25 protein-coding genes are annotated in these 23,638 nt (G+C 66.5%); 11 read left to right on the top strand and 14 right to left on the bottom strand.

Translation table 11 applies throughout. The features are described from left to right. The 3 genes from MST27_RS16020 to MST27_RS16010 all read right to left on the bottom strand — a co-directional run. A partial coding sequence (locus MST27_RS16020) for an ArsA family ATPase (protein ID WP_243606933.1) occupies positions 1–855 on the bottom strand: 855 nt, incomplete at its 3' end. Further along, positions 846–1,109, bottom strand: coding sequence for a cory-CC-star protein (locus tag MST27_RS16015; RefSeq protein ID WP_243606932.1), 264 nt, complete (start codon positions 1,107–1,109; stop codon positions 846–848). The genes MST27_RS16020 and MST27_RS16015, both read right to left, overlap by 10 nt. Further along, a complete protein-coding gene (locus MST27_RS16010) occupies positions 1,106–2,788 on the bottom strand; it encodes a carbon starvation CstA family protein (protein WP_243606931.1) in 1,683 nt (560 codons plus the stop codon). The genes MST27_RS16015 and MST27_RS16010 overlap by 4 nt, the downstream gene beginning before the upstream one ends. 486 nt (positions 2,789–3,274) lie before the next feature. On the opposite strand from MST27_RS16010, the gene MST27_RS22805 reads away from it, so the two are divergent. The 10 genes from MST27_RS22805 (at position 3,275) to MST27_RS15965 (ending at position 12,754) form a co-directional block, all read left to right on the top strand. Continuing rightward, the gene (locus MST27_RS22805; protein ID WP_243606930.1) at positions 3,275–5,332 is read left to right on the top strand and encodes a methyl-accepting chemotaxis protein; all 2,058 of its coding nucleotides are present in this window, start codon (positions 3,275–3,277) and stop codon (positions 5,330–5,332) included. A 261-nt stretch (positions 5,333–5,593) separates the two neighbouring features. Beyond that, positions 5,594–5,722 (top strand): hypothetical protein, encoded by a 129-nt coding sequence (locus MST27_RS22460; protein WP_275973252.1) that lies wholly within the window; start codon positions 5,594–5,596, stop codon positions 5,720–5,722. 267 nt (positions 5,723–5,989) lie between these two features. Beyond that, positions 5,990–6,481, top strand: a complete 492-nt coding sequence (locus MST27_RS16000) for a Na+/H+ antiporter subunit E (RefSeq protein ID WP_243606929.1) — start codon at positions 5,990–5,992, stop codon at positions 6,479–6,481. After that, entirely contained in the window at positions 6,481–6,732 is a 252-nt protein-coding gene (locus tag MST27_RS15995) for an MrpF/PhaF family protein (protein WP_243606928.1), read from the top strand. Before MST27_RS16000 ends, MST27_RS15995 begins: the two co-directional genes overlap by 1 nt. Continuing rightward, positions 6,725–7,021: a cation:proton antiporter gene (locus tag MST27_RS15990; protein WP_243606927.1), complete on the top strand. Its 297-nt coding sequence runs from the start codon at positions 6,725–6,727 to the stop codon at positions 7,019–7,021. Before MST27_RS15995 ends, MST27_RS15990 begins: the two co-directional genes overlap by 8 nt. Beyond that, positions 7,014–7,916 (top strand): hydrogenase subunit MbhD domain-containing protein, encoded by a 903-nt coding sequence (locus MST27_RS15985; RefSeq protein ID WP_243606926.1) that lies wholly within the window; start codon positions 7,014–7,016, stop codon positions 7,914–7,916. Before MST27_RS15990 ends, MST27_RS15985 begins: the two co-directional genes overlap by 8 nt. Beyond that, positions 7,913–8,194, top strand: a complete 282-nt coding sequence (locus MST27_RS15980; protein WP_243606925.1) for an NADH-quinone oxidoreductase subunit K — start codon at positions 7,913–7,915, stop codon at positions 8,192–8,194. Before MST27_RS15985 ends, MST27_RS15980 begins: the two co-directional genes overlap by 4 nt. Next, a complete protein-coding gene (locus MST27_RS15975) occupies positions 8,191–9,615 on the top strand; it encodes a complex I subunit 5 family protein (protein ID WP_243606924.1) in 1,425 nt (474 codons plus the stop codon). Before MST27_RS15980 ends, MST27_RS15975 begins: the two co-directional genes overlap by 4 nt. Next, positions 9,612–11,108 carry a complex I subunit 5 family protein gene (locus MST27_RS15970; protein ID WP_243606923.1) on the top strand — a complete coding sequence of 499 codons (1,497 nt, stop codon included), beginning with the start codon at positions 9,612–9,614 and terminating at the stop codon, positions 11,106–11,108. Before MST27_RS15975 ends, MST27_RS15970 begins: the two co-directional genes overlap by 4 nt. Next, complete coding sequence (locus MST27_RS15965) at positions 11,105–12,754, top strand: proton-conducting transporter transmembrane domain-containing protein (RefSeq protein WP_243606922.1); 1,650 nt, start codon at positions 11,105–11,107, stop codon at positions 12,752–12,754. The genes MST27_RS15970 and MST27_RS15965 overlap by 4 nt, the downstream gene beginning before the upstream one ends. Positions 12,755–12,778: 24 nt before the next feature. On the opposite strand, the gene MST27_RS15960 is transcribed toward MST27_RS15965, so the two are convergent. From MST27_RS15960 to MST27_RS15925, 8 genes are all read right to left on the bottom strand, one after another. Continuing rightward, a complete protein-coding gene (locus tag MST27_RS15960; RefSeq protein WP_243606921.1) occupies positions 12,779–14,422 on the bottom strand; it encodes a methyl-accepting chemotaxis protein in 1,644 nt (547 codons plus the stop codon). A 227-nt stretch (positions 14,423–14,649) separates the two neighbouring features. Then, entirely contained in the window at positions 14,650–15,003 is a 354-nt protein-coding gene (locus tag MST27_RS15955; RefSeq protein WP_243606920.1) for a hypothetical protein, read from the bottom strand. Between the two features lie 122 nt (positions 15,004–15,125). Next, on the bottom strand, positions 15,126–15,782 hold the full coding sequence (locus MST27_RS15950; protein ID WP_243606919.1) for a DUF2238 domain-containing protein: 657 nt from the start codon (positions 15,780–15,782) through the stop codon (positions 15,126–15,128). Positions 15,783–15,854: 72 nt separating this feature from the next. Then, entirely contained in the window at positions 15,855–16,298 is a 444-nt protein-coding gene (locus MST27_RS15945) for a ketosteroid isomerase-related protein (protein ID WP_243606918.1), read from the bottom strand. 86 nt (positions 16,299–16,384) lie between these two features. Then, on the bottom strand, positions 16,385–17,773 hold the full coding sequence (locus MST27_RS15940) for an ATP-binding protein (RefSeq protein ID WP_243606917.1): 1,389 nt from the start codon (positions 17,771–17,773) through the stop codon (positions 16,385–16,387). After that, positions 17,770–18,447 (bottom strand): response regulator, encoded by a 678-nt coding sequence (locus tag MST27_RS15935; RefSeq protein ID WP_243606916.1) that lies wholly within the window; start codon positions 18,445–18,447, stop codon positions 17,770–17,772. The genes MST27_RS15940 and MST27_RS15935 overlap by 4 nt, the downstream gene beginning before the upstream one ends. A gap of 80 nt (positions 18,448–18,527) precedes the next feature. Then, a complete protein-coding gene (locus MST27_RS15930; RefSeq protein ID WP_243606915.1) occupies positions 18,528–19,133 on the bottom strand; it encodes an outer membrane protein in 606 nt (201 codons plus the stop codon). Positions 19,134–19,237: 104 nt separating this feature from the next. Beyond that, a complete protein-coding gene (locus MST27_RS15925; protein ID WP_243606914.1) occupies positions 19,238–20,248 on the bottom strand; it encodes an SDR family oxidoreductase in 1,011 nt (336 codons plus the stop codon). 238 nt (positions 20,249–20,486) lie between these two features. Between MST27_RS15925 and MST27_RS15920 the strand changes: the two genes are divergently transcribed. After that, a complete protein-coding gene (locus MST27_RS15920) occupies positions 20,487–21,638 on the top strand; it encodes an acyltransferase family protein (RefSeq protein WP_243606913.1) in 1,152 nt (383 codons plus the stop codon). Here MST27_RS15920 and csgH read toward each other — a convergent pair. Genes csgH through MST27_RS15905 form a run of 3 tightly spaced genes read right to left on the bottom strand, consistent with a single transcriptional unit; the run spans position 21,635 to position 23,590 of the window. Then, entirely contained in the window at positions 21,635–22,114 is a 480-nt protein-coding gene (gene csgH, locus MST27_RS15915) for a curli-like amyloid fiber formation chaperone CsgH (protein WP_243606912.1), read from the bottom strand. The genes MST27_RS15920 and csgH overlap by 4 nt on opposite strands. A gap of 43 nt (positions 22,115–22,157) precedes the next feature. After that, the gene (locus MST27_RS15910; protein WP_243606911.1) at positions 22,158–23,087 is read right to left on the bottom strand and encodes a hypothetical protein; all 930 of its coding nucleotides are present in this window, start codon (positions 23,085–23,087) and stop codon (positions 22,158–22,160) included. Positions 23,088–23,107: 20 nt separating this feature from the next. Continuing rightward, positions 23,108–23,590 (bottom strand): curli production assembly protein CsgB, encoded by a 483-nt coding sequence (locus MST27_RS15905; RefSeq protein ID WP_243606910.1) that lies wholly within the window; start codon positions 23,588–23,590, stop codon positions 23,108–23,110. Positions 23,591–23,638 lie beyond the last annotated feature (48 nt).

The following is a 23,638-nucleotide window of genomic DNA, read 5'->3' as shown; positions in this document are numbered from 1 at the left end:
GTGACGCTCGGCAAGAAAGGGGCCGGCATCGGCGGGCGAGCGTTTGTTCACCACCAATCCGGCCACGTCGATACCGCTGCGCTGCAGCTGGGCCTGTAGCTCGATGGTTTCGAGTACCGGCAGTCGCTCGGCGGCAAGCACGATGACGAAGGCGCAGCGCTGTTGATCTTGGATCACCTCGCGCAACTGGCTGAAGCGTTCACGGCGTCGGTAGAGCAACTGACGTACACGCTGCTGACGGTCCTCGCCGTCACCCTGTTCCTGGCCGAGCACGCTTTCGCCGAGACCGCTGTCGTCCTTGCCGAAATTGCGCAGCACGTCGCCGAAGCGCTTGCTGCGTTCCTGGCGTTGCAACAGGCCTTCGGTCCAGGCGGTCATCATTTCCGGTAGCGCCATCAGCCGGGAGGTGTGGCCGGATGGGGCGGTGTCGAAGACTAGCAGGTCATAGCGGTTCAGGCCCTGGATGAGGGTATCGGCAATGCGTTCGAGTAACGCTGCTTCGTGCATACCGGGTGCGTCGCGGGACAGCGCCATGTGCTTGTCGACCTCGCCGGCCAGGTGCGGCGGCATCAGCCGACGCAGGGCCGCGCCGACTTCATTGAGGTGTTGGCGAACGGTTTCGTCTGGGTCGAGTTCCAGCCCGTCGAGCCCGGCGGCCAGGCGCACGATGTTCGACCCGATCGAGCGATTCCAGAGGTGGCCGAGGTTGTGCGCTGGATCGGTGGACACCAAGAGCACGCGGCGCCCGGCACGCGCCTGCTGCAAAGCAGTGGCGGCCGCGACGGTGGTCTTGCCGACGCCGCCCTTGCCGCCTATGAACAGCACCCGCCGCTGGGCGGCCAGCGCTAGCAGCATCCGATGTGGTCCAGCGGTGAGTGCTCCATGCCCATGCGCAGGTGCCAGTCGTGAAAACGTTCGTAGAGCTCCGGCATCAGTTCCAGGGTGTACCAGGCGGCCGGGTTGGGCACGCCCAATGCCTCGGAGAACACCAGCAGCATGAACAGGTCGTCCTCGTCGCGCCGGGCGCGGGCGAAGGTACGCCGGTAGGGCGCGACGTAGAACTCCTTCAGCCCGTCCGACAGGCGCTCGAAGAACGGCCTCGGTGTCATGGCAGCGGCTCGTCGGTGGTCATGTCGGCCGCCGGGTCGCGACCCTTGCGCATGGCGATCACCGCTTCGAGGGTGACCCACAGCGCGGCGATCAGGATCACCACGTCCATGCCCAGCAGCAACCAGTTCTCCGCACGGTAGAACTGGCCCATCTGCACCAGCAGCGCGTAGATCGACATCGCCAGCAGGAACACCAACGGCACCAGCGTGTACATCGCGGGTCGGCCCTGCTTGATCAGCAGCACGGTGATGATCGACAACGTCAGCCCCGCCAGCAGTTGGTTGGTGGTGCCGAACAGCGGCCAGATCGCCATCCCGCCGCTACCCTCGGAGCCGGCACCGAAGGCCAGCGCCATGCAGACGCCGACGGCGATGAGGGTGCCGACCACCGTGTTGACCTTCATGCCCGCCAGTTCGCCGGCCTCCTGGATCACGAAGCGTTGCAGGCGCAGGCCGGTGTCCATGGTGGTACCGGCAAAGAGGATCGCCATTACCGCGAGGATAGTGGCGCCGAGATCCGCCGGCAGGCCCAGGCCGTTGGCCAGCAGGGTGCCGCCGCCCTGGACGAAGGCATTCACGCCGCCCTGACCGAACGCCGTATATACCTGCTGCCAGTCGAGCAGCGTGGCGAAGCCGGCGGTGCAGCAGATGATCGCCGCGAGCGAGAGCATGCCTTCACCTACGGCACCGAAATAGCCGACGAAACGGGCATCGGTCTCCTTGTCAAGCTGCTTCGACGTTGTGCCCGAAGCGACCAGCCCGTGGAAGCCGGATATCGCCCCGCAGGCAATGGTCACGAACAGGAGCGGCACGATGCTCGGGCTATCGGCTGGCAATTCGGCGTTGTAGGCCGGTGCCACCAGCTCTGGCGCGCCGAACAGCACGGCGAGATAGAGCAGGCCGAGGCCGACGAACAGTTGCAGGCCATTGATGTAGTCACGCGGCTGCAGCAGCACCCATACCGGCAGCAGCGACGCGATGGCGGCGTAGGCGAACAGCAGCAGGATCCAGAACGACTTGGCGCTCAGGCCCAGCACCGTATCTGGCAAGGTCACCGGGTATTGGCTGCCGAGCAGAATCAGCAGGTAAAGCACGATCACGCCGCCCAGTGACGGCCAGAGCAGCTTGACGTTGTAGCGGTAGATCAGCTGGCCGATCACCAGTGCAACGACGATCGCGCCCCACACCGGGATGACCGATGTGGGCGTCGACACAAGCAGGTTGGAGATCACCGCGGCAAAGGCGCCGTTGACCATCAGCAGGACGAGGAAGATCACCACCAGAAACAGGCTGCGCCCACGGGAGCCGATCAGCCGGCCGCTGAGCATGCCGACCGACTGGCCCTTGTTGCGAGCGCTGGCCCAGAGCGCGCCGAAGTCATGGATGCCGGCAAAGAAGATGGTGCCCAGCACCACCCACATGAACGCCGGTACCCAGCCCCAGATAACGGCGATGGCCGGTCCGACGATGGGTGCGGCGCCCGCGACCGAGGTGAAGTGATGGCCCCAGAGCACGAACTTGTTGGTGGGCACGTAATCCACGCCGTCGCGCATCGTGTGGGCCGGGGTGCGGTAATTCGGGTCTAGACGGTAGATCTTCTCGGCGATGAACTTCGAGTAGAACAGATACCCCAGCGACATCGCCGCCAGCCCCACAATCATTAACGCAATCGCACTCATCTAACGGCTCCTCGCACGCGTGCCGGTACAGGCATCACGCAGGCTTGGGCTACTGCCCGCTATAGGTTCGGCCGCCCTCGGGGAGCGGTATGGGGATGGCCAGCCTGACTGCTGGGCTCGCGCGGCAAGCTGGTAGCGCTCGGCCTGGCATCGGACTTTCGAGCGGTGAGGTGCCGAAAGGTTTCCCGTTTGGCCTGACGACCATGGTCGGCCGCCGTCTTGCAGCGAACATCCGCTTCACCCTGACGCGCTCGCGGCTGGTGATCAGGGCGGCGCCGTGCCCGCTTTTGGTGCGCCCCAGCGGCCATGCGTCGCCAAGGGCCGGGCAACTTTGCCAGCAGCATCTATGCTTGGTCTGTGGCTGATGGCGTTTTGCTTCTATCTGGTCCGGGGCTGGTCGTTGCGTGGCGCGTGTATTGCTTGAGCCTGCCCATGCGGCGTCCGGTACCGGGCATCGCCCCGTATCACTGATCAAGGAGAAAGGCGATGAACGCCTTGTTGCTGCCGGGAGTGCGCACGCTCGAGCGCTTCAGCTTTGCCCGCAAGTTCCAGCTGCTGGCGCTGATGTTCGTGCTGCCGCTGGGTTATGCGGTGTGGTCGATCGGCCAGGGCTATACCGACAAGCTGCAACTGGTCGCCAACGAGCGTTCCGGCGTGGAGCAGCTGGTGTCGCTGGACCGCGTCGAGGCGTTGCTGGTTGCCCAGCGCAACATCACGGCACGTTGGAAGGCCAGCGAGAAGAACCGCGAAGTCAGTGATGAGACACGGGCCCTGATGGCGACCATGCAGGTCAGCGAAACCGAGCTCGATGCCAGTCTCGCTGCCCTGAAAACGAGCCTGGATGCCGCCGGAGCCAGCGAGGACGTGCGCGCCGGCATGGGGCGCTTGCAGGCCCGGCGCGACGGTTTGCGTACGGCGGCCCTGGCCGGCACCGCCTGGTGGCCGGACGCCTATGACCGCTTCACCGAGGCGCTACAGGAGGTGGTCGCCGTGCGCGAGCAGATCGCCACCGAGAGCGGCCTGATCCTCGACCCCTGGCTGGAAACCTACCTGATGATGCAGATCACCACCCAGGCCGCACCCAGCATGGCCCAACAGCTCGGCGTGCTCGCCAGCGTGGGCCAGGGCGTGGTGGCGTCCGGGCAGTTCAGCATGCAGAGCCGCTTGCAGCTCCGGGAGATCCGCGCGGCCAGCGGCGCCCAGCGCATTCAGCTGGGCAAGTATCCGGACCACCTGCAGGGCAAATTGCCGGCCTCGCTCGCCAGCTGGGAGCAGGGCTATCGCGCCAGTCTGCAGGCACTCGACGGTTGGATCGAGCGGCTCGACCGCGACCTGTTCGATGGCCAGGTGCAGTTGGACAGCGAGACCTTCGAGCAGGGCATGGATGCGGCGCTCGCGGAGGTCTACCGGCTGCAGGCTGCGACCCTGGCGGCGCTCGATCAGCGGCTCGGAGAATATCGCCAGCAGGCATTGCAGGCCTTGTCGCTCACCGCGCTGGCGTTCGGCCTGCTGGTGGTACTGGCGCTCTACACCCTGGTTTGTCTGCAGGCGTCGATCCGCGCGAGCACGGCGCGGATCACTGCCATGGCGCAGGCGCTGCGCAACGGCGATCTGCGTTGCCAGACCCGGACGCACGGCCAGGACGAACTGGCGTTGATCGGCACCGCGCTGAACGAGGCCGTGGCGCAGCTGCGCGAGTCCCTGGAAGGTGTGAACCAGCAGAGCGCCACGTTAGGTGGCACGGTGCAGGACCTCACCCGACAGGCGCAGCAATCGTTGCGCTCGGTGGAGGACCAGCAAGCGCAGGTCAGTCAGATCGCCACGGCCGCCACCGAGATGGCGGCCACGGCCCAGGCGGTCGCCGAGGGCTGCGAGCAGGCGTCCCAGGATGCCGCACAGACGCGGCGGATCGCCGAGCAGAGCAACCAGCGCAGCGTACAGACCACCGCCAGCATGCATCAGCTGACTCAGCGCATGGGCGAGACCTCCGCCGCGCTGGGGCAGTTGCAGGCGCAGGCGCAGCAGATCAATCGGGTCATCGACGTGATCAAAGGCATCGCCAAGCAGACCAATCTGCTCGCACTCAACGCAGCCATCGAAGCGGCCCGGGCCGGCGAGCAGGGGCGCGGTTTCGCCGTGGTGGCAGACGAGGTCCGCAGCCTGTCGCAACGCACCCAGGACTCTACCCGCGAAATCGCCGGGACCGTCGAGGCCCTGCAGCAGGTGGTTCAGCAATCGGTAGCGCTGATGGAAACGGCCTGCGAGCAGGCGACCCGGGACGCCGGAGCGGTGACGGAACTGGGCGACCACCTCGGCGAGATCGCTGGCGCTGTGCAACGCGTCAGCGACCTGATCGTGCAGATCGCCACCGCCGTGGAGCAGCAGGCGGCCACCGCGGAGGACGTGAGCGGCAATATCCAACGCGTCGACCAGGCCGCGCTGAGCCTGCTCGAGGGCGCTCAGGCGGTACACGGCGTCGCCGATCGGCTGGGCGACGGCACCCGCCGCCTGGCCGATAACACCGCCCGTTTTCGTCTGGATTGATGTTACGGGCGAATGAATTCGCCCCTACACCTGACGCAAATTGATTCGCCGTCGGTTGTACGGGCCGCAATCTTTGGGGCGAATTTGTTCGCCGTCGGTTGTGCGGGCTTCGNACCTGACGCAAATTGATTCGCCGTCGGTTGTACGGGCCGCAATCTTTGGGGCGAATTTGTTCGCCGTCGGTTGTGCGGGCTTCGCGATCTGTAGGGGCGAATTTATTCGCCCGTGGCGCTACAGCCCCGTAACGCTTGAGGGCGAACCATGGTTTCCATGGCGCCGCCCGCGCTGGGCCCGTTCGCTGCCGCCCAGGCGGTACACGGCGTCGCCGACCGTCTGGGCGACGGCACTCGCCGCCTGGCCGATAACACCGCCTGTTTTCGTCTGGGTTGATGCCCCGGGCGAATAAAATCGCCCCAACACCCAGACGCAAAATGATTCGCCGGCGGTTGTACGGGCCGCAATCTTTGGGGCGACTTTGTGCGCCGTCGGTTGTGCGGGCTGCGCGATCTGTAGGGGCGAATTTATTCGCCCGTGGATTCGGCGGGCGACACGCACACCGGTCGCAACGGCTGGAAACACCCTGCGAAGCCCGATGGGGAACGCTTGCGCCACGGTCAGTCCAAACAATAGATGAGGTGGACGACGAAGGGAGCAGACATGGAGCGGACCGGATCGCAGCGCCGCTGGGTCGATGGGCTGGGGTGGGCGGCGATCTACGCCGCGCTCTGGGCGTCGTTCAGCGAGGGTGGCGGCTGGTCCCTGGGCGCTCCCAGCATTCTGCTCGCGGTGCTGCTGTCAGTCTGGCTGGGGCTACGGCCATGGCATCCCACCCTTTCGGCGCTGCCGGGCTTCATCGCCTTCTTCCTGATGCGGATGCTCGCGGGCGGCTGGGACGTCGCGGTGCGCGCATTGCATCCACGTCGGCCGTTGCAGCCGGCCTGGCTCGACTACCCCCTGCAATGCGCGTCCCCACAGGTTCGCCTGCTGTTGTCGGCACTGGTTGGGCTGTTGCCCGGCACTCTGTCGTCGCGGGTGGACGGCGAACGCCTGCGCGTCCACGTCCTCGACGAGCGGCAGGCCTGGCAACCGACCGTGGCCGAGCTCGAGCGACACCTGCAGCGCTTGCTCGGCGCAGGGGGCCGCGGCTGATGGCGCTGTACCTCGGATTGCTGCTGCTGACCATCGTCATCGGTCTCGGCCGGGTGCTGCTTGGCCCGGCACGGGTCGACCGCCTGCTGGCCGTGCAGCTGTTCGGCACCTCCGGCACGGCGGTGCTGCTGGTGCTGGCGCAATGGCAGGCCGAGCCGGCGTTGCGTGATGTGGCGCTGGTGCTGGGTCTGCTCGCCGCGGTCGCCAGTGTGGCCCTGGTGCAATTGCTGCGGCGGGGCCGGCATGACTGAGACCCTGCTCGAACTGCTCAGCTGGGCCCTGCTGGTCGGCGGACTGCTGTTCTTTGCCGCCGGCAGCGTCGGGCTGCTGCGGTTTCCGGACACGGTCAGTCGCCTGCATGCCCTGACCAAGGCCGATACCCTGGGCCTGGGGCTGGTGATCGCCGGTCTCTCGCTGCGTGCCGAGGGGCTTCTGGAAGTCATACAGATGCTGTTGATCTGGCTCCTGCTGCTCGCCTCGAGCGCGACCGCCTGCCAGCTCCTGGCTCGTCAGGCCGAGGAGGAGTCCAGCGATGACTGAGTGGCTGCTCGACGGGGCACTCGGTGCCTTGCTGCTTGGCCTGGCCATCGGCGCTCTGCATGGCCGCACGCTCTATGTCAGCGTGCTGCTGTTCATCGCGTTCGGCCTGGCCCTGGCGCTGGTCTGGGCACGCCTGGGCGCGGCGGACCTGGCTCTGGCCGAGGCGGCGATCGGCGCCGGGCTCACCGGTGTGCTGCTGTTCGCCGCGCTGGCCAACCAGCCGGACGAACCGCCGCAGGGAGCCAGGCGCCACCGGCTGGCGGCTGCAGCGGTGGTGCTGCCCTTGTTGATCATGCTGGTCCAGGGCCTGGCACCGCTCGACCCGGTGCGCTCGGGCATGCCGGAGGTGATCGCGCAGGCGATGCCAGCCAGTGGGGTCGAATACCCGGTCACGGCGGTGCTCCTGAATTTCCGTGCCTGGGACACGCTGCTGGAGCTCGCCGTGTTGCTGCTGGCCCTGCTGGGCGCGCGCCAGCTCGGTCCGCGGCGGCTCGAACTGGCCGAGCCCTGGCCGCTGCTGCGTAGCTGGGCGAGGGTGCTGGCGCCGTTGCTGGTGCTGGCCGCCGGCTACCTGCTCTGGCGGGGAGCCAGCTCGCCGGGCGGCGCCTTCCAGGCCGGCTCGCTGCTGGCGGCCGGGGTGGTCCTGCTGCGCCTGTCCGGCCTCTTGCCGGTGTTGCGCTGGTCGTTTCTGCCGTTGCGAGTGCTGGTGCTGGGTGGGCTGTTGGTGTTTGTCGCGGTGGCCCTTGCCACCGCCTGGTTGGGCTCGGGCTGGCTGACCTACCCCGACGGCGCGGCAAAGGGCCTGATCCTGCTGATCGAAGCCATGGCCACTCTGTCGATTACCGCCAGCCTGAGCCTGCTGGTGGTGGGTGAGCACGAGGAGTCGGACGGATGAGTTCGACCCTGTTCTGGCTGGTCATCGGCGCCGCGCTCTGGCTGCTCGGATTGCACGGGCTGTTGACGCTGCGCCATGCGTTGCGGCGGATCATCGCCTTCAACCTGATGGGCAGCGGCGTGTTCCTGGTGATGATTGCCCTGGCCGCGCGCAGCCAGCCAAGCGACCCGCTGCTGGTGGCGCTGGTGGTCACCGGGCTGGTGGTGGCGGTGAGTGCAACGGCGCTGGCGCTGCGACTGGCCGGGGTGGCGTTCGGCGAGCAGGAGCGGCGGCCATGACGGCTGCGCTGCTGAGCCTGGCGTTGCCGCTGGTGGCCGGCTTGCTGCTGGTGGTCCTGCAGCCACGGCGCCCTGGCTTGTGGGTCATCGCGGTGAGCCTGGGCAGCCTGCTGGCCGCGGCCGGTGCGCTGCACCAAGCGATGGCGCTCGGTCCACAGATGCTGCAGATCGGCGGTTGGACACCCCCCTTGGCGATCCGCTTTCAACTGACGCCGCTGACGGCGCTGTTGCTGTTGTTCACCGCCGGGCTGCATCTGCTGGTCGCGCTCTTTGCCGCGCGCAGCCCGCACGCCACCGGTAGCGGGGATTACTGGCCCCTGTCCAGCCTGTTGCATGCGGCGCTGGCGGCGCTGTGGTTGTCGGCGGATCTGTTCAACCTGTACGTCACCCTCGAATTGCTCAGCCTGACGGCGGTTGCGCTGGTCGCGCTGGCCGGCCGCAAGTCCCATCGACCAGCCTTCAATTACCTGATGCTTTCGCTGGCCGGATCACTCGCCTACCTGTTCGGCGTCGCCCTGCTCTATGGGCGGTACGGTGTGCTCGACGTGCCGCTCCTGGCGGGGCTTGCCGAGGCGGATGCCAGTACTCGTCTGGCCCTGTTGCTGATGAGCCTGGGGTTGATGCTCAAGGCGGCGCTCTGGCCGCTGCACCTGTGGCTGCCGCCGGCGCATTCCGGGGCTCCGACGGCGGTGAGTGCCTTGCTTTCCGGGCTGGTGGTCAAGGGACCGATATACATCCTCTGGTTGATCTGGAGCGAAATCGCGCCGCCGGAGCTGGGCCGCCCGGCGGGCATGCTGTTCGCCATCGCGGGCATCGTCGCGTTGCTCTCGGGTGGATGGTCGGCATTGCGCGCACCGCGGTTGAAAATGCTGGTGGCCTATTCGACCGTGGCCCAGCTGGGCTACGCCTTGCTGGCGCTCGGCCTGCTGCTGCGGCTCGAGGAGCCGAGGCTGGAGGCGGCGTTGTGGCTGTTCATCCTGGCGCACGGGTTGGCCAAGGTCTCGATGTTCCTGGCCGCCGGGGAGCTGCAGCGGGTGCTCGGCACACGCCGGGTTCGCGCGCTCAAGGGGGCGAGCCAGAACATGCCGGTGGCCATGGCGACCTTCGCAGTGGCTGGCGGTAGCCTGATCGGCCTGCCGCCCAGCGGAGGGTTTCTCGCCAAGTGGCTGCTGCTCGAGCCACTGTTCGTCCAGCCGCAGCACTGGCCCTGGGCGCTGGGCATCCTGCTGGGGACGCTCATGTCGGCGGCCTATGTGTTCCGGGTGGTGGCGCTCGGCTTCGACCGTGCGCGGCCCAATCCGCCGAGCGTCGCGCCGGATCGTCTCGCCCAGTGGCTGGCGATGCTCCCGGCACTGCTGGTGCTGAGCCTGGCACTGATCAGCGAACCTCTGCTGCTCTGGCTCGGTGGGGTGGCGCGATGAGTTGGACCGGCTGGCTGCCCCTGGCGATCGTTCTGAGCTCGCTGCTGCCGGGCCTGATGATCTTCACGTTGCGTGAGGACCAACAACGCCTACGGGTTGCGCTGAACCTCTGCGGAGTGGTGATCAAGCTGGTGCTCGTCGCTGCGATGATCTGGGGTGTCAGCCGTGGCCTGGAATTCCGTTTCAGTCTGCCGTTTCTGCCCGGCGCGCCACTGGTGCTGCAGGCCGATGCGCTGTCTTTACTGTTCGTCGCCCTGTCCTCGGTGTTATGGATGGCGACCACGGTCTATGCCATCGGGTACCTGGAGCAATCGCCCCTGCGCTCACGCTTCTTCGGCTATTTCAGCCTTTGCGTCAGCGCCACGGTGGGTTTGGCGCTGGCGGGCAACCTGGTCAGCTTCCTGCTGTTCTACGAAATGCTGACGCTGGCCACCTTCCCCCTGGTGGTGCATCGCGGCACGCCCGAATCGCTGCGCGCCGGGCGCGTCTACCTGGCCTATACGGTCGGCGGCGGGGCGCTGGTGCTGATGGGCGTCGCCTTGCTGCACAGCCTCGCCGGCGGGCCGGATTTCCAGCCGGGCGGCTACCTGCTCGCGGCAGTCGGCGAGCATGATCTGACCTTGCGTGTGGCCTTCGCCTTGCTGGTGGCCGGGTTGGGCGTCAAGGCGGCGCTGATTCCGCTGCACGGCTGGCTGCCGCAGGCGATGGTCGCACCGGCGCCGGTCAGCGCCCTGTTGCATGCGGTGGCGGTGGTCAAGGCCGGGGCGTTCGGCATCGTCCGGGTGGTGTACGACGTCTATGGTGCAGAGGCACTGGCGGAGCTGGACGTTGCCGGGCCGCTGCTCTGGCTGGCCGCGGCGACGATTCTCTACGGCTCGGTGCGGGCGTTGCAGCAGCAGGAGCTGAAGAAGCGCCTGGCGTACTCGACCATCAGCCAGGTCTCCTACGTCACCCTGGGGGTCGCCTTGCTGGGGCCCATCGCGGCGGTGGGCGGGCTGGTCCACCTGGTGCATCAGGGACTGATGAAGGTCACGCTCTTCTACTGCGCGGGCAACTTCGCCGAAACCCTGGGCATCCATCGCATCCGTGAAATGGACGGTGTGGGCCGGCGCATGCCGCTGACCATGACCGCCTTCAGCATCGGTGCGCTGGGAATGATCGGCATCCCGCCGATTGCCGGCTTCGTCAGCAAGTGGGCGCTCGGCCTGGGCGCACTGGAAGTCGGGCAGGATTGGGTGCTGCTGGTGCTGATGGGGTCGGCGCTGCTCAACGCGGGTTACTTTCTGCCGTTGCTCTGGCGCGGCTGGTTCGCCGAACCGGCTGACTGGCACGAGGACAACTGGCGCGAGGAACGCTGGGAGACGCACTGGATGCTGCTCCTGCCCGCGTTGTTCACAGCGGCCCTCGCGGTGTTGGTCGGCTTGTTCGCCGGCACCGCCTTGAGCCCGCTGGGCTGGGCCCAATTGATCGTCGACCGGGAGTTCCGGATATGAGCGGCGCCTGGCACTGGCTGCTGGTCCCGCTGGCGCCCTTGTTGATGCTCGTGCTGCTGGGCACTTTGCGGCGGCGCGCGGTTGGTTGGCTCTGGCTGGGTAGTGTGCCGGCCCTGGTGGCAGCGGCCTGGCCGGTGCCGGTGTTGGAGCTGTCGATGCTCTGGGACGGCGTGCGCTGGGGCGCCGATGACGATCTGAGCCGTGCCTGGCTGGGCTTTACCGCGCTGCTCTGGGGCTGCGCCGGGGTCTTTGCCAGCAGCAGCCAGCGCGGCGACGTCCGCTACCGGCGCTTCTGGACGTTCTGGCAATTGGCCCTGGCCGGCAACCTGCTGCTCATCATCGCCACCGATGCGCTGAGTTTCTATCTCGGTTTCAGCGCCATGAGTCTGTCCGCCTACGGGCTGATCGTGCACCTGGGCGGGCCGGCGCCGCGGCGTGCCGGGCGGCTCTACCTGCAGTTGGCGATTCTCGGCGAGATGGCGCTACTGGCCGGGCTGATGCTGCGCACTCACTCGGCGGACGGCGCCTTCGCCTTCGCCACCTGGCAGGACGTACCGATCGACGGCCTGACCCTGGTCCTGCTGCTGGTGGGGCTCGGGTTGAAGGCCGGTTTCTGGCCTTTGCACGTCTGGTTGCCCCTGGCTCACCCGGCCGCACCAGCCCCGGCGAGCGCAGTGCTCTCGGGTGCCATGCTCAAGGCCGGCATGCTCGGGATCTGGCGCTGCCTGCCCGAGGCGGATCCCTTGCTGGCGGCCTGGGCCGAGCCGTTACTGCTGATGGGGCTCTTCGGGGCCATCTACCCGGCGTTGTTGGGGCTGGGCAGCCGCAAGGCAAAGGCGGCGCTGGCGTATTCCTCGGTCAGCCAGATGGGCTACCTGGTCATTCTGCTCGCCCTGCTCTGGCGTCACCCGGACCAGACCGCGACGCTGACGCTTGTCTTGATGCTCTACGGGGTTCATCACGGTTTTGCCAAAGGCGCGCTGTTCCTGGCGGCGGGCTTGACTCATGCCGGCCGCCTGTCACGGATTGGCTGGGTATGGCTGGCGTTACCGGCACTGGCGTTGGCTGGCCTGCCGCTGACCACCGGCGGCGCGGTGAAAACGGCCCTGAAGGACGCCTGGAGCGCCGGCGCGTTCGCCGGCTGGCAGGGATGGCTCAGCGTCGCCAGCCTGACCACCTCGTTGTTGCTGCTGCGTGCGCTCTGGCTGATGCGCCGCGAGGCCGAAGATGCCCCCGACCAGCGATTGCCATGGGCGCAGGTGCTGCCCTGGGCACTGCTCGGCGGCCTGTCGCTGATCCTGCCCTGGGCCTGGCGGGCTTTGCGCGAACCGCTGTTGCATGGCCTCTACCCCGGTGGCATCTGGGCGGCGACCTGGCCCTTGCTGCTGGCCTTCGTGGCGGCGGCAGTGGCGCTGCGAGTGCGGGTGCCGGTGACCTTCGGCGCCAGGCCCAACCCGGCGTTGCGCTTGTCCTTGACGCTCAAGCGCGTGGTCCAGCGACCCCCGCTGCAGGTGCCGGACACTCGCGCTGACACCCATCGCTGGCGCCGACGCGAGCGCCGCTGGAACCGCTTCTGGAGCACCGGCGCGCTCGCGGTCAGTGCCTGGTTGCTGGCAGCGCTGCTATGGCTGGGCTGGCTGTGGTGAGTTGGCCGCGACGGACCGCCATCACTAGACCTCGAAACGCTGGACCTGTTGGCTTAGGGTGCCACCGAGCCGTGCCAGCTCGACACTGGATGCCGCGGTCTGCTCGGTGGAAGTGGCCGACTCGTCGGCGATGTCCCTCACTCGTGTCACGCTGCGGCTGATCTCCTCGGCGACGGCGCTCTGCTCCTCGGCGGCGGTCGCGATCTGCTGCACCATCTGCTGGATCGAGGTGATCATGCGGGTGATGTCGGCAACGGCCGTACCGGTATCGTCCACGCCTGACACGGTGCGCTCGGTCAGGTCGCTGCAGACCTGCATGGTGGCGGCCGCTTCCTCGGCGATCGCCTGGAGTCCCTGGATCAGCGACTGGATTTCCACGGTCGCTTCCTGGGTGCGGCGTGCCAGCGTTCGGACTTCATCGGCAACGACCGCGAAGCCGCGGCCCGCATCGCCCGCCCGTGCCGCCTCGATGGCCGCGTTCAGCGCCAGCAGGTTGGTCTGGTCCGCGACCGACTTGATCACATCGAGCACGCCACCGATCTGTTCGCTTTCACGCTTGAGGCGTGTCATCGCGCCGGTCGACTGCGCGACCTCGTCAGCGAGCTGTTTGATCTGAGCCACCGCCTGGCGGGCCGTGGCTTCGCCGGCCTGTGCCTGCCGGTCGGCGGCAAGGGCTGCGCTGGCTGCCTGTTCGGAGTTGCGTGCGACCTCCTGGACCGTGGCGGCCATTTCATGGATGGCCGTGGCGACCTGATCGACCTCCTGCTTCTGCGCGACCACTCCGGCGCTGGCCTGCTCGGTCGATTGCGACAGCTCCTCGGCGGCGCCGGAAAGGGTTTCGGCCGAGCGGCGGACCTGTCCGATCAGCTCGCCCAGGCTACGTTGCATCTCGCCCAGCGAGGCCATGACACTGCCGGCCGGGGCGTGCTCGGCGCCCGGCAGGCGGCGAATGTCACCCGAGGCGACCCGGCTTGCCGCAGCGGACAGCTCCAGCGGCTCGGCGCCCAGAGTGCGCAGCAGGCTCCGCACGATTCCGATGCCCAGCCCCAGCGCGAGCAGGACCGCGAGGAGGCAGACGCCGATCATCAGCTTGCGCTGGGTTTCGTACTCATGGCGCCCGGTCTCCACGTCCGCGTTGGCCACGTCGCGGCTGTGCTGCATGTAGGCCTCGCCCGCCGCCAGCAGCTGGCGCAGCAGTGGGATGCAATCGCGATTGATGCGCACGATGGCTTCGTCACGTTGCCCGGCCACGGCACGCTCGACGATGTCCAGTGCGACCGGACCGTAGAGACCCTCCACACGCGTGATTTCGGCCAGCAGCTGTTTCTCCCTCAAGGCACTGTCATCTGCGATCCGCTGGACCGCCGTGTTCAGCGCGTCGAGGTTGCGCTGCACGTCACGATGGGCTTCGAGCACGGCCGCATGTTCCAGCTGCAGGTCTGCCTGTGAAGACAGCAACACCAGGTTGCGCGCCGCGACGGCGCGACGCTGGGCGGCAATGAGCAGCTTCGAAGCCAGCTCTTCTCGGGCGTTGACGCCCTCGACGTAATCGGAAAAAGCCGCGTTGGACTTGGCGAGTTCGAGGACCGCCAGGACGGAGATGAAAAGGACGATGAGAGTAAGGGCGGCGAAGCTCAGCGCGAGCTTCAGTTTGACGGTCAGGTTCATGGATGTTCTCGGTGGGTTGATGAGCGGAGCGTCATCCATGAAGCGACCACACGGTCAGAATGCTGGCACTTAGATATTACATAAATTGTACTTTGGTATTGATGTTGTACAAGAAATAGCGGTATCCACCGAGGTGCGACACTGGGACGCACCCCTTTTGCGCCACCGATCGAGTTTCTTTCAGGCAAAAAAAAGGCGCCAACGGCGCCTTGAAGGTGGAGCGGAGCTCAGACACTGCCGATTCCGGCGCGGTCGCTGCCATCCTCGGCGAGCAACTGACCGAGCGGAGTACGCTCGAAACCATCATCGGCGAGCAACTGGCCGAGCGGGGTACGTTCGAAGCCATCATCGGCGAGGCGATCAGCCTGTGGGGTGAGGTCGAAACCGTCCTCGGCGAACAACTGGCCGAGCGGGGTACGCTCGAAGCCGTTTTCAGCCAGTCCGGGTTGGGTCATCACGTCCTTGCGGACGGTAGCGGCGCCCTGCGCCTCGCCCAGAACGGGTTGCGGGTGGCTCGGTGGTACGGCGAGTGCGCTGGAGGCGACGCTGGCAAGAACCAGGCTTGCAAGTAGCTTTTTCATGAGAGAGTCCTCTGTGTAGCTGGGTACGGGACCTATGCTACGGGGGCGCGCCGAGGGGACAAACGCGAGCGTGTCGATAGTGGTCATTGACCGTCTTGATACTCGCCGGAGCCGCGTCATCGCTACTCGGCCAGGCGTTCACCCGTGGGCTTGCAGCGGGCCGGGCGGGGTTCGTCCAGGGCCGCGAGGCTGCGGTCGTGCACGGGGACCAGCAAGGTCATGGCCGCGACGGCACCGAGCAGGGCACAGAACATGTCGGCCTGGGTGTCCCATTCATCGCCCTGCATACCGAGAAACGCTTCCGCACCCTGGCCCAGCGCCAGGGCTGCGGCCCACTCGACCAGTTCGTAGACCGAGCTGACCATCATCGCCACGCATACGCAGAGGAACGGCAGCAGGTGACGACCCCTGACTCGGGCTCCGCGGATCAGCCATTCCCGTGCGAGCAGCGCCGGGATGACGCCCTGCAGCACGTGGCCGAGCCGGTCGTATGGATTGCGGCTGAGGTCCAGCCACTCCTGCAGCCAGAACCCCAACGGCACCCGGGCGAAGCTGTAATGCCCACCGGCGATCAGCCCCAACGCCATGACGCCCAGCAACAGGTACAGCAGCGACGACAACGGGAAGCGTCGATGGCTGTACATCAGTGCCGGCAGCAGCAACGCCGCCGGCATCACCTCAAGCAGCCAGGTGGTGCGGTCATGCGGGTCGATGGCCGAGAGGATCAGCGCGAGAACAACGACAACAACCAGGGTGGCGAGCAACAACGGCCGGAGCATTCAACCTGCCTTCGAATACGGGGCGAATGCACAGTAGACCCTGAACGGCGCCGGATGACTGCGCGCCGACCGCTAGGGCAAGGCCTTTTCCGCGTAGGTGCGCGTGTTCAGGCCGAGCTGCGAGCGGAAGCTTTCCATGTCGAACATGGTGCAGATCTCGCGAATGTGTCCGGCCGGTGTGAGCGTCCAGAACGCCATGGCGGAGATGCTGAGGATCTTGTCGCTGGGCGGATAGCCGAGTGCAGGGGTCTGGATGGTGCCGATCAGGGTGCTCCAGGTGACGACCTTGTCGTCCTCGGCGATGCACTCTTCGATGACCACTTCCAGGTCCGGCATGGCCGTGCGGATCTGCGCCACCAGGGTGAGGAAGGCGGTGCTGTTGAGCGGGTGGCCAACGAAGGAACTCTTGTACAGGAAATCCTTGCTGTGCATCTGCTCGGCCAGCGCCATGCGGCCGCGATTCCAGGTGAGGTCGACGTGGTTGCGAACCAGCCGTTTCTGATCGTCCAGTGACATGCCGCTGCGTCCGATGCGTGTGAGAGGGGTGAACTCTAGCAGCCAGACGCGAAAACCGGACCGTCACCGGCGTGCCCTTCGTCGGCTCAATCGACCGGCAGGCGGACATGGAACGCGGCGCCGCCGAGGCTGGAGTCGTCCAGGCGCAGTTCGCCGCCATAGCTGTCGAGAATGTCCTTGACCACCGCCAGGCCGATGCCCTGGCCCGCGTGCTGCACATCCAGACGCTCGCCGCGTCGAACGATACGTGCGCGCTGAGCGACCGGCACCCCGGGCCCGTCGTCCTCAATACTCAACAGCAGCTGATCGGCCTCCTGTCGGTAGCGGATGCGCACCTGCCGCACGCAGAGGCGATAGGCGTTTTCCAGCAGATTGCCGAGCAGCTCCATCAGCGCGCCCTGTTCCAGCGGGAGCGTGGCGCCGGCAGGCAGTTGCATGTCGACCTGCACGCGTTTGTCCTGGTAGACCTTGTCCAGGGTCGAACAAAGGCGTTCGAGCAGCTGCTCAAGGGCGACGCGGTGACGAACCAGGCCGCTCTGGCCGAGGCTGGCGCGCTGCAGCTGATAGCCGATCTGCTGACTCATGCGCTCGATCTGGGCGCGCATGATCTGCGCGTGCTCGCGGCTGCCAGGCTGGGCGCTGATCGTCTCGCCCACGCTTTGCAGCACCGTGAGCGGCGTCTTCAGGCTGTGCGCCAGGTCGCCGAGCGAGTGCCGGTACTGCTCGCGCTGGCGGCGTTCACCGTCGAGCAGACGGTTCAGCGAACGCGTCAGGCGCAGCAGCTCGCGCGGATGCTGGTCGCTGAGCCGCTCGAGGCGGCCGGATTCGACCTGATCCAGTTCGCGGCTCAGGCGCTTGAGCGAGCGGAAGCCCCAGGTCAGCCCCAGCCAGAGCAACGCCAGGAGCAGCAACAGTCCGCCACCCAGCCAGCCGTACAGCTGGCGGCGAAACTCGCCGAACATGCTGCGATACTCGCTGGTGGGCTGCATGGTGATGAAGCTGTAGCCTTCGCTCGTATCGCCGGGTAGGCGCAGCTCCACGTCATAGACGAAATACTCGCGGCCGTCCCGATCGCGCACGCGGCGAAACTCGGTGACGCCCCCGTGGTAGCGCGGCTGGTAGTCGATGTGTTCGTCCTCGGCCGACCGCGATTGCCAGACCCGCCCCCCCGCCGGGTCGTGGATAAAGCCGAGCAGGCCGGCATCGGGCAGGTCGAACTCCTCGTCCGGGAGCCGTTCGGGCATGACCAGCCGACCGTCGTCCAGCCGCGCCGCGGTGATCAGGGTGTTGGCATCGGCAGCGAGCCGCTGGGCAATGACGCGCTCGAAGGCCAGGCTGAAGGCGGCCTGCAGAACGGGTAGCAACGCCAGCATGAAGAGCACCGCCAGAAGGGTCGCGCCGAGCATCAGCCGCAGGCGCAGCGACAGGCCGCCGTTGCGCCGGGCGCGGGCGCGCGCCAGCCAGCGGCGCATCATCGGCAGCGCTCGGTGAACAGGTAGCCGAGGCCGCGAACGGTATCGATCGGCTTGAGTCCGCCCTGGGCTTCGAGCTTGCGCCTCAGCCGCCCGACCAGCACTTCGATGACGTTGGTGTCACGCTCGCTGTCGTCGGGGTAGAGCTGCTCCATCAGCCGCTCCTTGGCGACCACCTGCTGCTGGTGGCGCATGAGGTATTCGAGTATGCGGTACTCGAAAGCGGTCAGCGCCAAGGGCTCTCCAGCCACTGTGGCCTGCTTGCGGTTGAGGTCGAGCTTCAAGGGACCGGCCTCGATGCTGGCCTGGGTAAAGCCGGACGAGCGCCGGAGCAGGGCATTCAACCGGGCCTCGAGTTCTTCGAACTGAAACGGTTTGACCAGGTAGTCGTCGGCACCGGCGGCAAGCCCCTCGACCTTGTCCTGCCAGTTGCCTCGTGCGGTGAGGATGAGGATTGGAAAGGCTTCGCCATTGCTGCGCAGCTGGCGGATCAGGTCGAGCCCGCAGACGCCGGGCAACCCGAGATCGATGATGGCCACGTCATGGTTGTATTCACGCGTTCGGTACAGCGCCTCTTCGGCGTCCGCCACCGCATCGACCACATGGCCGCTTTCGCTCAGGCGGGTCTTGAGGTGGTGGCGCAGCAGCGCCTCGTCTTCCACCACCAGCACTTTCATCGACGGCTCCTGTATGCAGACGGCCGGGAGCGCAGTCCCGGCCGTGTTTTTCCGTATCAGCCGAAGCGGCAGGCGTCGGCTCAGAAATGGTAATTCACACCGAGGTAGGCCTGCCCGGTGCTGTGCAGGTCGATCGAGCCGACCTTGCCGACGCCGCGCTCGGCGACCTCGGTGCCAGCATTGCTGCGCAGATAACGATAGCCGGCCTCGACCGATGCGTTGTCGCTGACCCGCTGCAGCACGCCGGCCTGCAGGCCGACCAGGTAACCGATGTCGCTGTCGCGGCTGTAACCGCTGGACTCGTTTTCCAGCTTGGTCAGGCCGGCGCTCGCGCCGCCGAACAGGCGAGTGCTGTCGCCCACCGGAAGGAAGACGTCGTAGCTGCCGATCAGGTTCTGCTGGCGCAGCTTCAGGCCGTTGCCATAGTCATCGGAGACATTTTCGTAGGTGGCGTAGTAGCGCGCTTCGTCGGTCATCTGACCGGCACGAACGCCCCAAGTACCGCTGTTCTTGATGACGTCATCGAAGCGGTTCGGGCCCGCCATGTTCTGCTTGAGCGTGCTCGAACGGTCGATGTTGGACGTGCTCTTGCCCCAGGTCAGGCCGGCGAAGTTGTCCGCGGCATTGGCGCCCAGGGTCACGAGGCTCAGGCTGGTGGCGATGGCCAGGGTCTGCAGCGTTTTCATGGTGTCGCTCCTTTGCAGCAATGGATGAATGACGCCTCCATCCTGCGCGGGAGCCCCTGAACACCGCCTGAACCTTGTCTGAACGTCGGCTGAACGAACCTTCGTCAGCGACCGCGCCGGCCGAACAGGGCGATCAGTGCCGCGGCGCCCACGGCCACGGCGGCAGTGGTGGCGACCGGATGCTGCGTGGCGCGGGTGTAGAGGCTGTGCCTGAGCACGTGGCCCGGGTAGCCGCCGCTGACCCGTCCGTCCCCGGCGTGGCCCACGTCGCTGGCGTGAAGCGCGCCCTGCGGGTGGCGATCCGGGCGGCCGCTCTGGATGGCGTCGTAGACGAAGGTGCGGTTGATCCAGTCGGCCAGGCGTGGCGCATTCTGCGCCAGCTTGGAAAGCAGCTTGGCGTTGCCGATGTAGACGTCGCGCTGCGGATGCTCGGCCGCATCGAGAATGGCGCGCGCCACCACTTCGGGCGCGTAGACCGGCGGTGGAAAGACCGGCGCGCTGGGCAGGTAGTTTTTCGAATGGTCCATGAACTGGGTGTCGGTCGAGGATGGCCGCACCAGGGTCACCGAGACGGGGGTGCCGGACTTCTGCAGCTCCACCCGCAGCACGTCGGTCATGGCCTTGATCGCATGCTTGCTGGCGCTGTAGCTGGCGTGAAAGGGCAGCGCGTTGGCCGATTCGACGCTGCCGATGTTGATCAGGGCGCCACCCTTGTCCCGCAGATGCTTGAGCGCGATCGCACAGCCGTAGTGGGTGCCCCAGAAGTTGGTCTGCATGACCTGCTGGTGATCGTCGTCGCTGACCTCATCGAAGCGGCCCCAGACGGAGCTGCCGGCGTTGTTGATCCAGGTGTCGAAACCGCCGAAGTGCGTGATGGTTTCGTTGGCTACGCGCTCCAGCTGGGCACGGTCGCCAACGTCGGCCTGCACGTGCAGCACCCGTTCGCCGGCGTTCAGCTGCTGCTTGATGTCCTGCAGCGCCTCTTCGTTGCGCGCCACCAGCACGACACGCGCGCCGCGTTCTACGGCCAGGCGCGCGGTTGCCAGGCCGATCCCGCTGGACGCGCCGGTGATGACGATGACCTGCTCATGCAGGGGTTTCAGGGATATGCGCATCGGATCTCCTCGAATAGTCAGAGCGTGGCTTGGCTCGGTAGAAGCCAAGGCCCCGCTTGCGGTTCCCGGGAGGTGATAGGTGGCGCTTTTCTGGATGCGATGCGCGGCGCGCCGGAACTAGTTTGATGGCCAATTGCTCTCAGATTGGCCGGGAGCACGCTCCCCTTCGACAACCCTCGGCCAGGACGGCCTGCGCAACGCGCAGAGGACATGCCTGGATGTCTAGCAAGGTGCAGGAATGAGACGTTTCGTTGTACTGGATGGTTTTCGCGGTATCTGCGCGGTCGCGGTGGTGCTGTTCCATACGCAGATCCTGCTGAGTTTTTCGGAGCTGACCTTCTTCCGCCATGCGGACCTGTTCGTCGAATTCTTCTTCGTGCTCAGCGGGTTCGTCATGTACCACGCGTACGGCACGCGACTGTTCGATGCCGAGGTGCTCAGGCGCTTTCTGATCAGCCGCACCTTCCGGCTGTATCCGCTGCATCTGGTGATGTTGCTGGTATTCATCGGCCTGGAGTTCGGCAAGCTGTGGGCCGAGCATCACGGCTTCGCCTTCAACGATCCGGCGTTCAGCGGCAAGACCGCCCCGAGCGAGATCCTGCCCAACGCGCTGCTGCTGCAGTCCTGGATCGGTGACTTCAACAGCCTGTCGTTCAACACGCCGGCCTGGAGCATCAGCATCGAGTACTACCTGTACCTGCTGCTGGCGTTGGTGCTGCTGGTGGCGCCGCGCTACTGCGGGCCGATCCTGGCCCTGGCGACGCTGGTGTCCTTCAGCGCGCTCTATGTCGAACTGGACGTGATCAAGCCATTCATCTGGCGTGGCGCTGCGTGCTTCTTTGCCGGTGCCCTGACCTATCGCCTGTACCGGGCCCTCGAACCGGCGCTGCAGCGGCTCGACGACCGGCTGTTCTTCAGTGCCCTGGAGGTGCTCTGCGTGCTGCTCGTCTACCGCACCCTGACCCACCCGACCGCGCACCAGGGCATCGTCGCCAGCTTGCTGTTCTGCGTCGTGGTACTGGTGTTCGCCGGAGAGCGGGGCGCCGTGTCGGCCTTGCTCCGGCGCCAGCTGTTCACGCGCCTCGGGGAGCTGTCGTTCTCGATCTACCTGACCCATGCGGCAGTGATCTTCGCCTTCACCAGCGCGGCGGTGGTGCTGTCGAAGGTCACCGGGACGAGCTACACCGTCATTCTCGACAAGCCGGGCACTGAGCAGATCATGCGTTACATCAGTTCTGGCAACTGGATCGTCGACGATCTACTGACCCTGCTGGAGCTGGCGATGGTCTTCGCCGTGTCGACGCTGACCTACCACTGCATCGAGCTGAAAGGCATCGAATGGGGACGGCGGCTGGTGCGCAACGAGCCGTTGGGGCTGTCTCGCGTCTAAACCGGGCGCCCGTCTGGAGGCGGGCACGTGTCTGGATCGGTGCGGGCCATCAACTCTTCGTCTGCCTCAGGCACGCCGATACCGGGCAGCGCTGGCTCTCCGGGCGCCGGTTCGGCCGGGGTCGGGCCGGTCGGCTGCGCCGTCGGGTATCGCTGCTGGATGGGTGGCTGCGGCTGGCCATCCAGGGACCATTCCAGCGTCGCCTGGATCTGGGTGTCAGGGTTCAGGGCGAGGCGGTTGTTCAATGGACAGTGCGGGGTGGGGCCGGAAGTCAGCTCGCCCGACTGGCTGCTGCGGCTGGTGCCAGCCTTGCCACTGCTGCGGACCTCGAGCCGGTAGCGCAGGTGGTGTGCCTGTGGGCTGCTGAAGCACAGCCGCAGCGCGAGCCGATCACCTTGGTCGGGTGTGAGCTCCAGTCGGGCGGTGACTGGCCCGGCGGCAAGCAGCACGCCGGCCAGGGTGACGACGCTCATCATGGCGAGGCTCCGCTCCGGTACCGCCCAGGCGAGCGCTACCGGGTCATTGCTGGTTAATGGTCGCCAGGTTGCCGCTGCCGGTCTGCTGGATGAAGGCGCTCACGGTCGCCGCAGCCTGGTTGATGTACGCGGAATTGGCATCGCCGACCTGGCTGATACGCGCCTCGCTGTATTCGCCGGTCTGGCGGATGTCGGCCAGGTTGTCATTGCCGATCTGCACCACGCTGGCCTGGTGGCCTTCGAATTCCTGAACCAGCTCGACGCTGTTGTCGTTGCCGGTCGAAGAGCCGCGGAAGGCCTGACCTCGGCCGTTTTGCGCCACGGTCAGCAGGTTGCCGTCGCCGGTCTGGTTGAAGACGACTTCGCCGAACAGCGCGTTCTGATCGATGCGCGCAGTGTTCTGGTTGCCGTTCTGCGCCAGCTGAATGAACCCGGCGTCGCCCTGCGCGACGCTGGCGATGTTCTCGTCGCCGACCTGGTAAATGGTCGTCCGGGTGCCGTGATAGATGCCGTCCTGGGTCAGGGTGACGGAGTTGTCGTTGCCGACCTGGTAGGCCTCGGCCTGTGCCAGCCCGCTCTGGCTGGCCGAAATGAAATTGCCGTCACCGACGCTGCTCAAGAGCAGGTCATTGGCGTACCAGGTCTGCTGGACCTCGGCGCGGTTGTCATTGCCCTGCTGATAGACGCTGGCCGTGGCGAAGTGGCTATCTGGCGCCTGGTAGATCGAGGCCTCGTTGCCACTGCCCAGCTGGACGACGCTACCCTGGTTCGATTCAGCGGTGTCGGCCTGATAGATCGAGCCGCTGTTGCCGGTGCCGTTCTGCCTGACGAGTGCCTCGTTGAGCGGGCCGCTCTGCTCGATGCTGGCGGTGTTGCTGTCGCCGGTCTGGTCGACCTTGGCGGTGCTGTCGGCGTGGGCCCCGAGGGTGGCAGCCAGCAGACAGGTGAATGCAAGGGCGGGCAGACGGCGCATGGTGTGTCCTTTCGTTGGGTTCAGTACTGAATGATTTCGACGTTCTGGCCGTTGCCGTGCTGCACGACGCTGCTGCTCAGTCCGCTGCCTAGCTGTTCGATGCTGGCGTTGTTGTCGTTGCCGATCTGGGCGATCGATGCCTGGTTGTCGCTGCCGACCTGCGTGATGTCGGCGGTGTTGCCCTGGCCGATCTGAAGAATGGTGGCGTAGAGATTGTCGCCCTGCTGGAGGATGAACGCCTGCTGCGCGCTGCCCTGCTGGAGAATGTTGGCGAGCTGGTGGGTGCCGATCTGGCTGACGTCGGCCAGGTTGTCGCTGCCCTGCTGCAACAGCTGTACCGTCTGCCCGTCGGGCAACGGCAGTGTCTGCGCCGTCGGGGTGGAGAGGCCCGCCATGCCGCCGGCCAGATCGGCATTGTCCATCAGGTCATTGGCATGAACGGCAGGGGCGGTGAGCAGGACTGCGGCGAGCAGGGCGCGGCGAACGAGCGATTGACGATCCATGCGGGGCACCTCTGGATAGTGCTGGGATTCTTCACGGGTGGCGCGGGG

The organism is Stutzerimonas marianensis (assembly GCF_022810315.1).
Lineage (GTDB): Bacteria > Pseudomonadota > Gammaproteobacteria > Pseudomonadales > Pseudomonadaceae > Stutzerimonas > Stutzerimonas marianensis.
The sequence above is the reverse complement of the archived record's forward strand: the minus strand, read 5'-3'. Positions and strand labels throughout refer to the sequence as shown.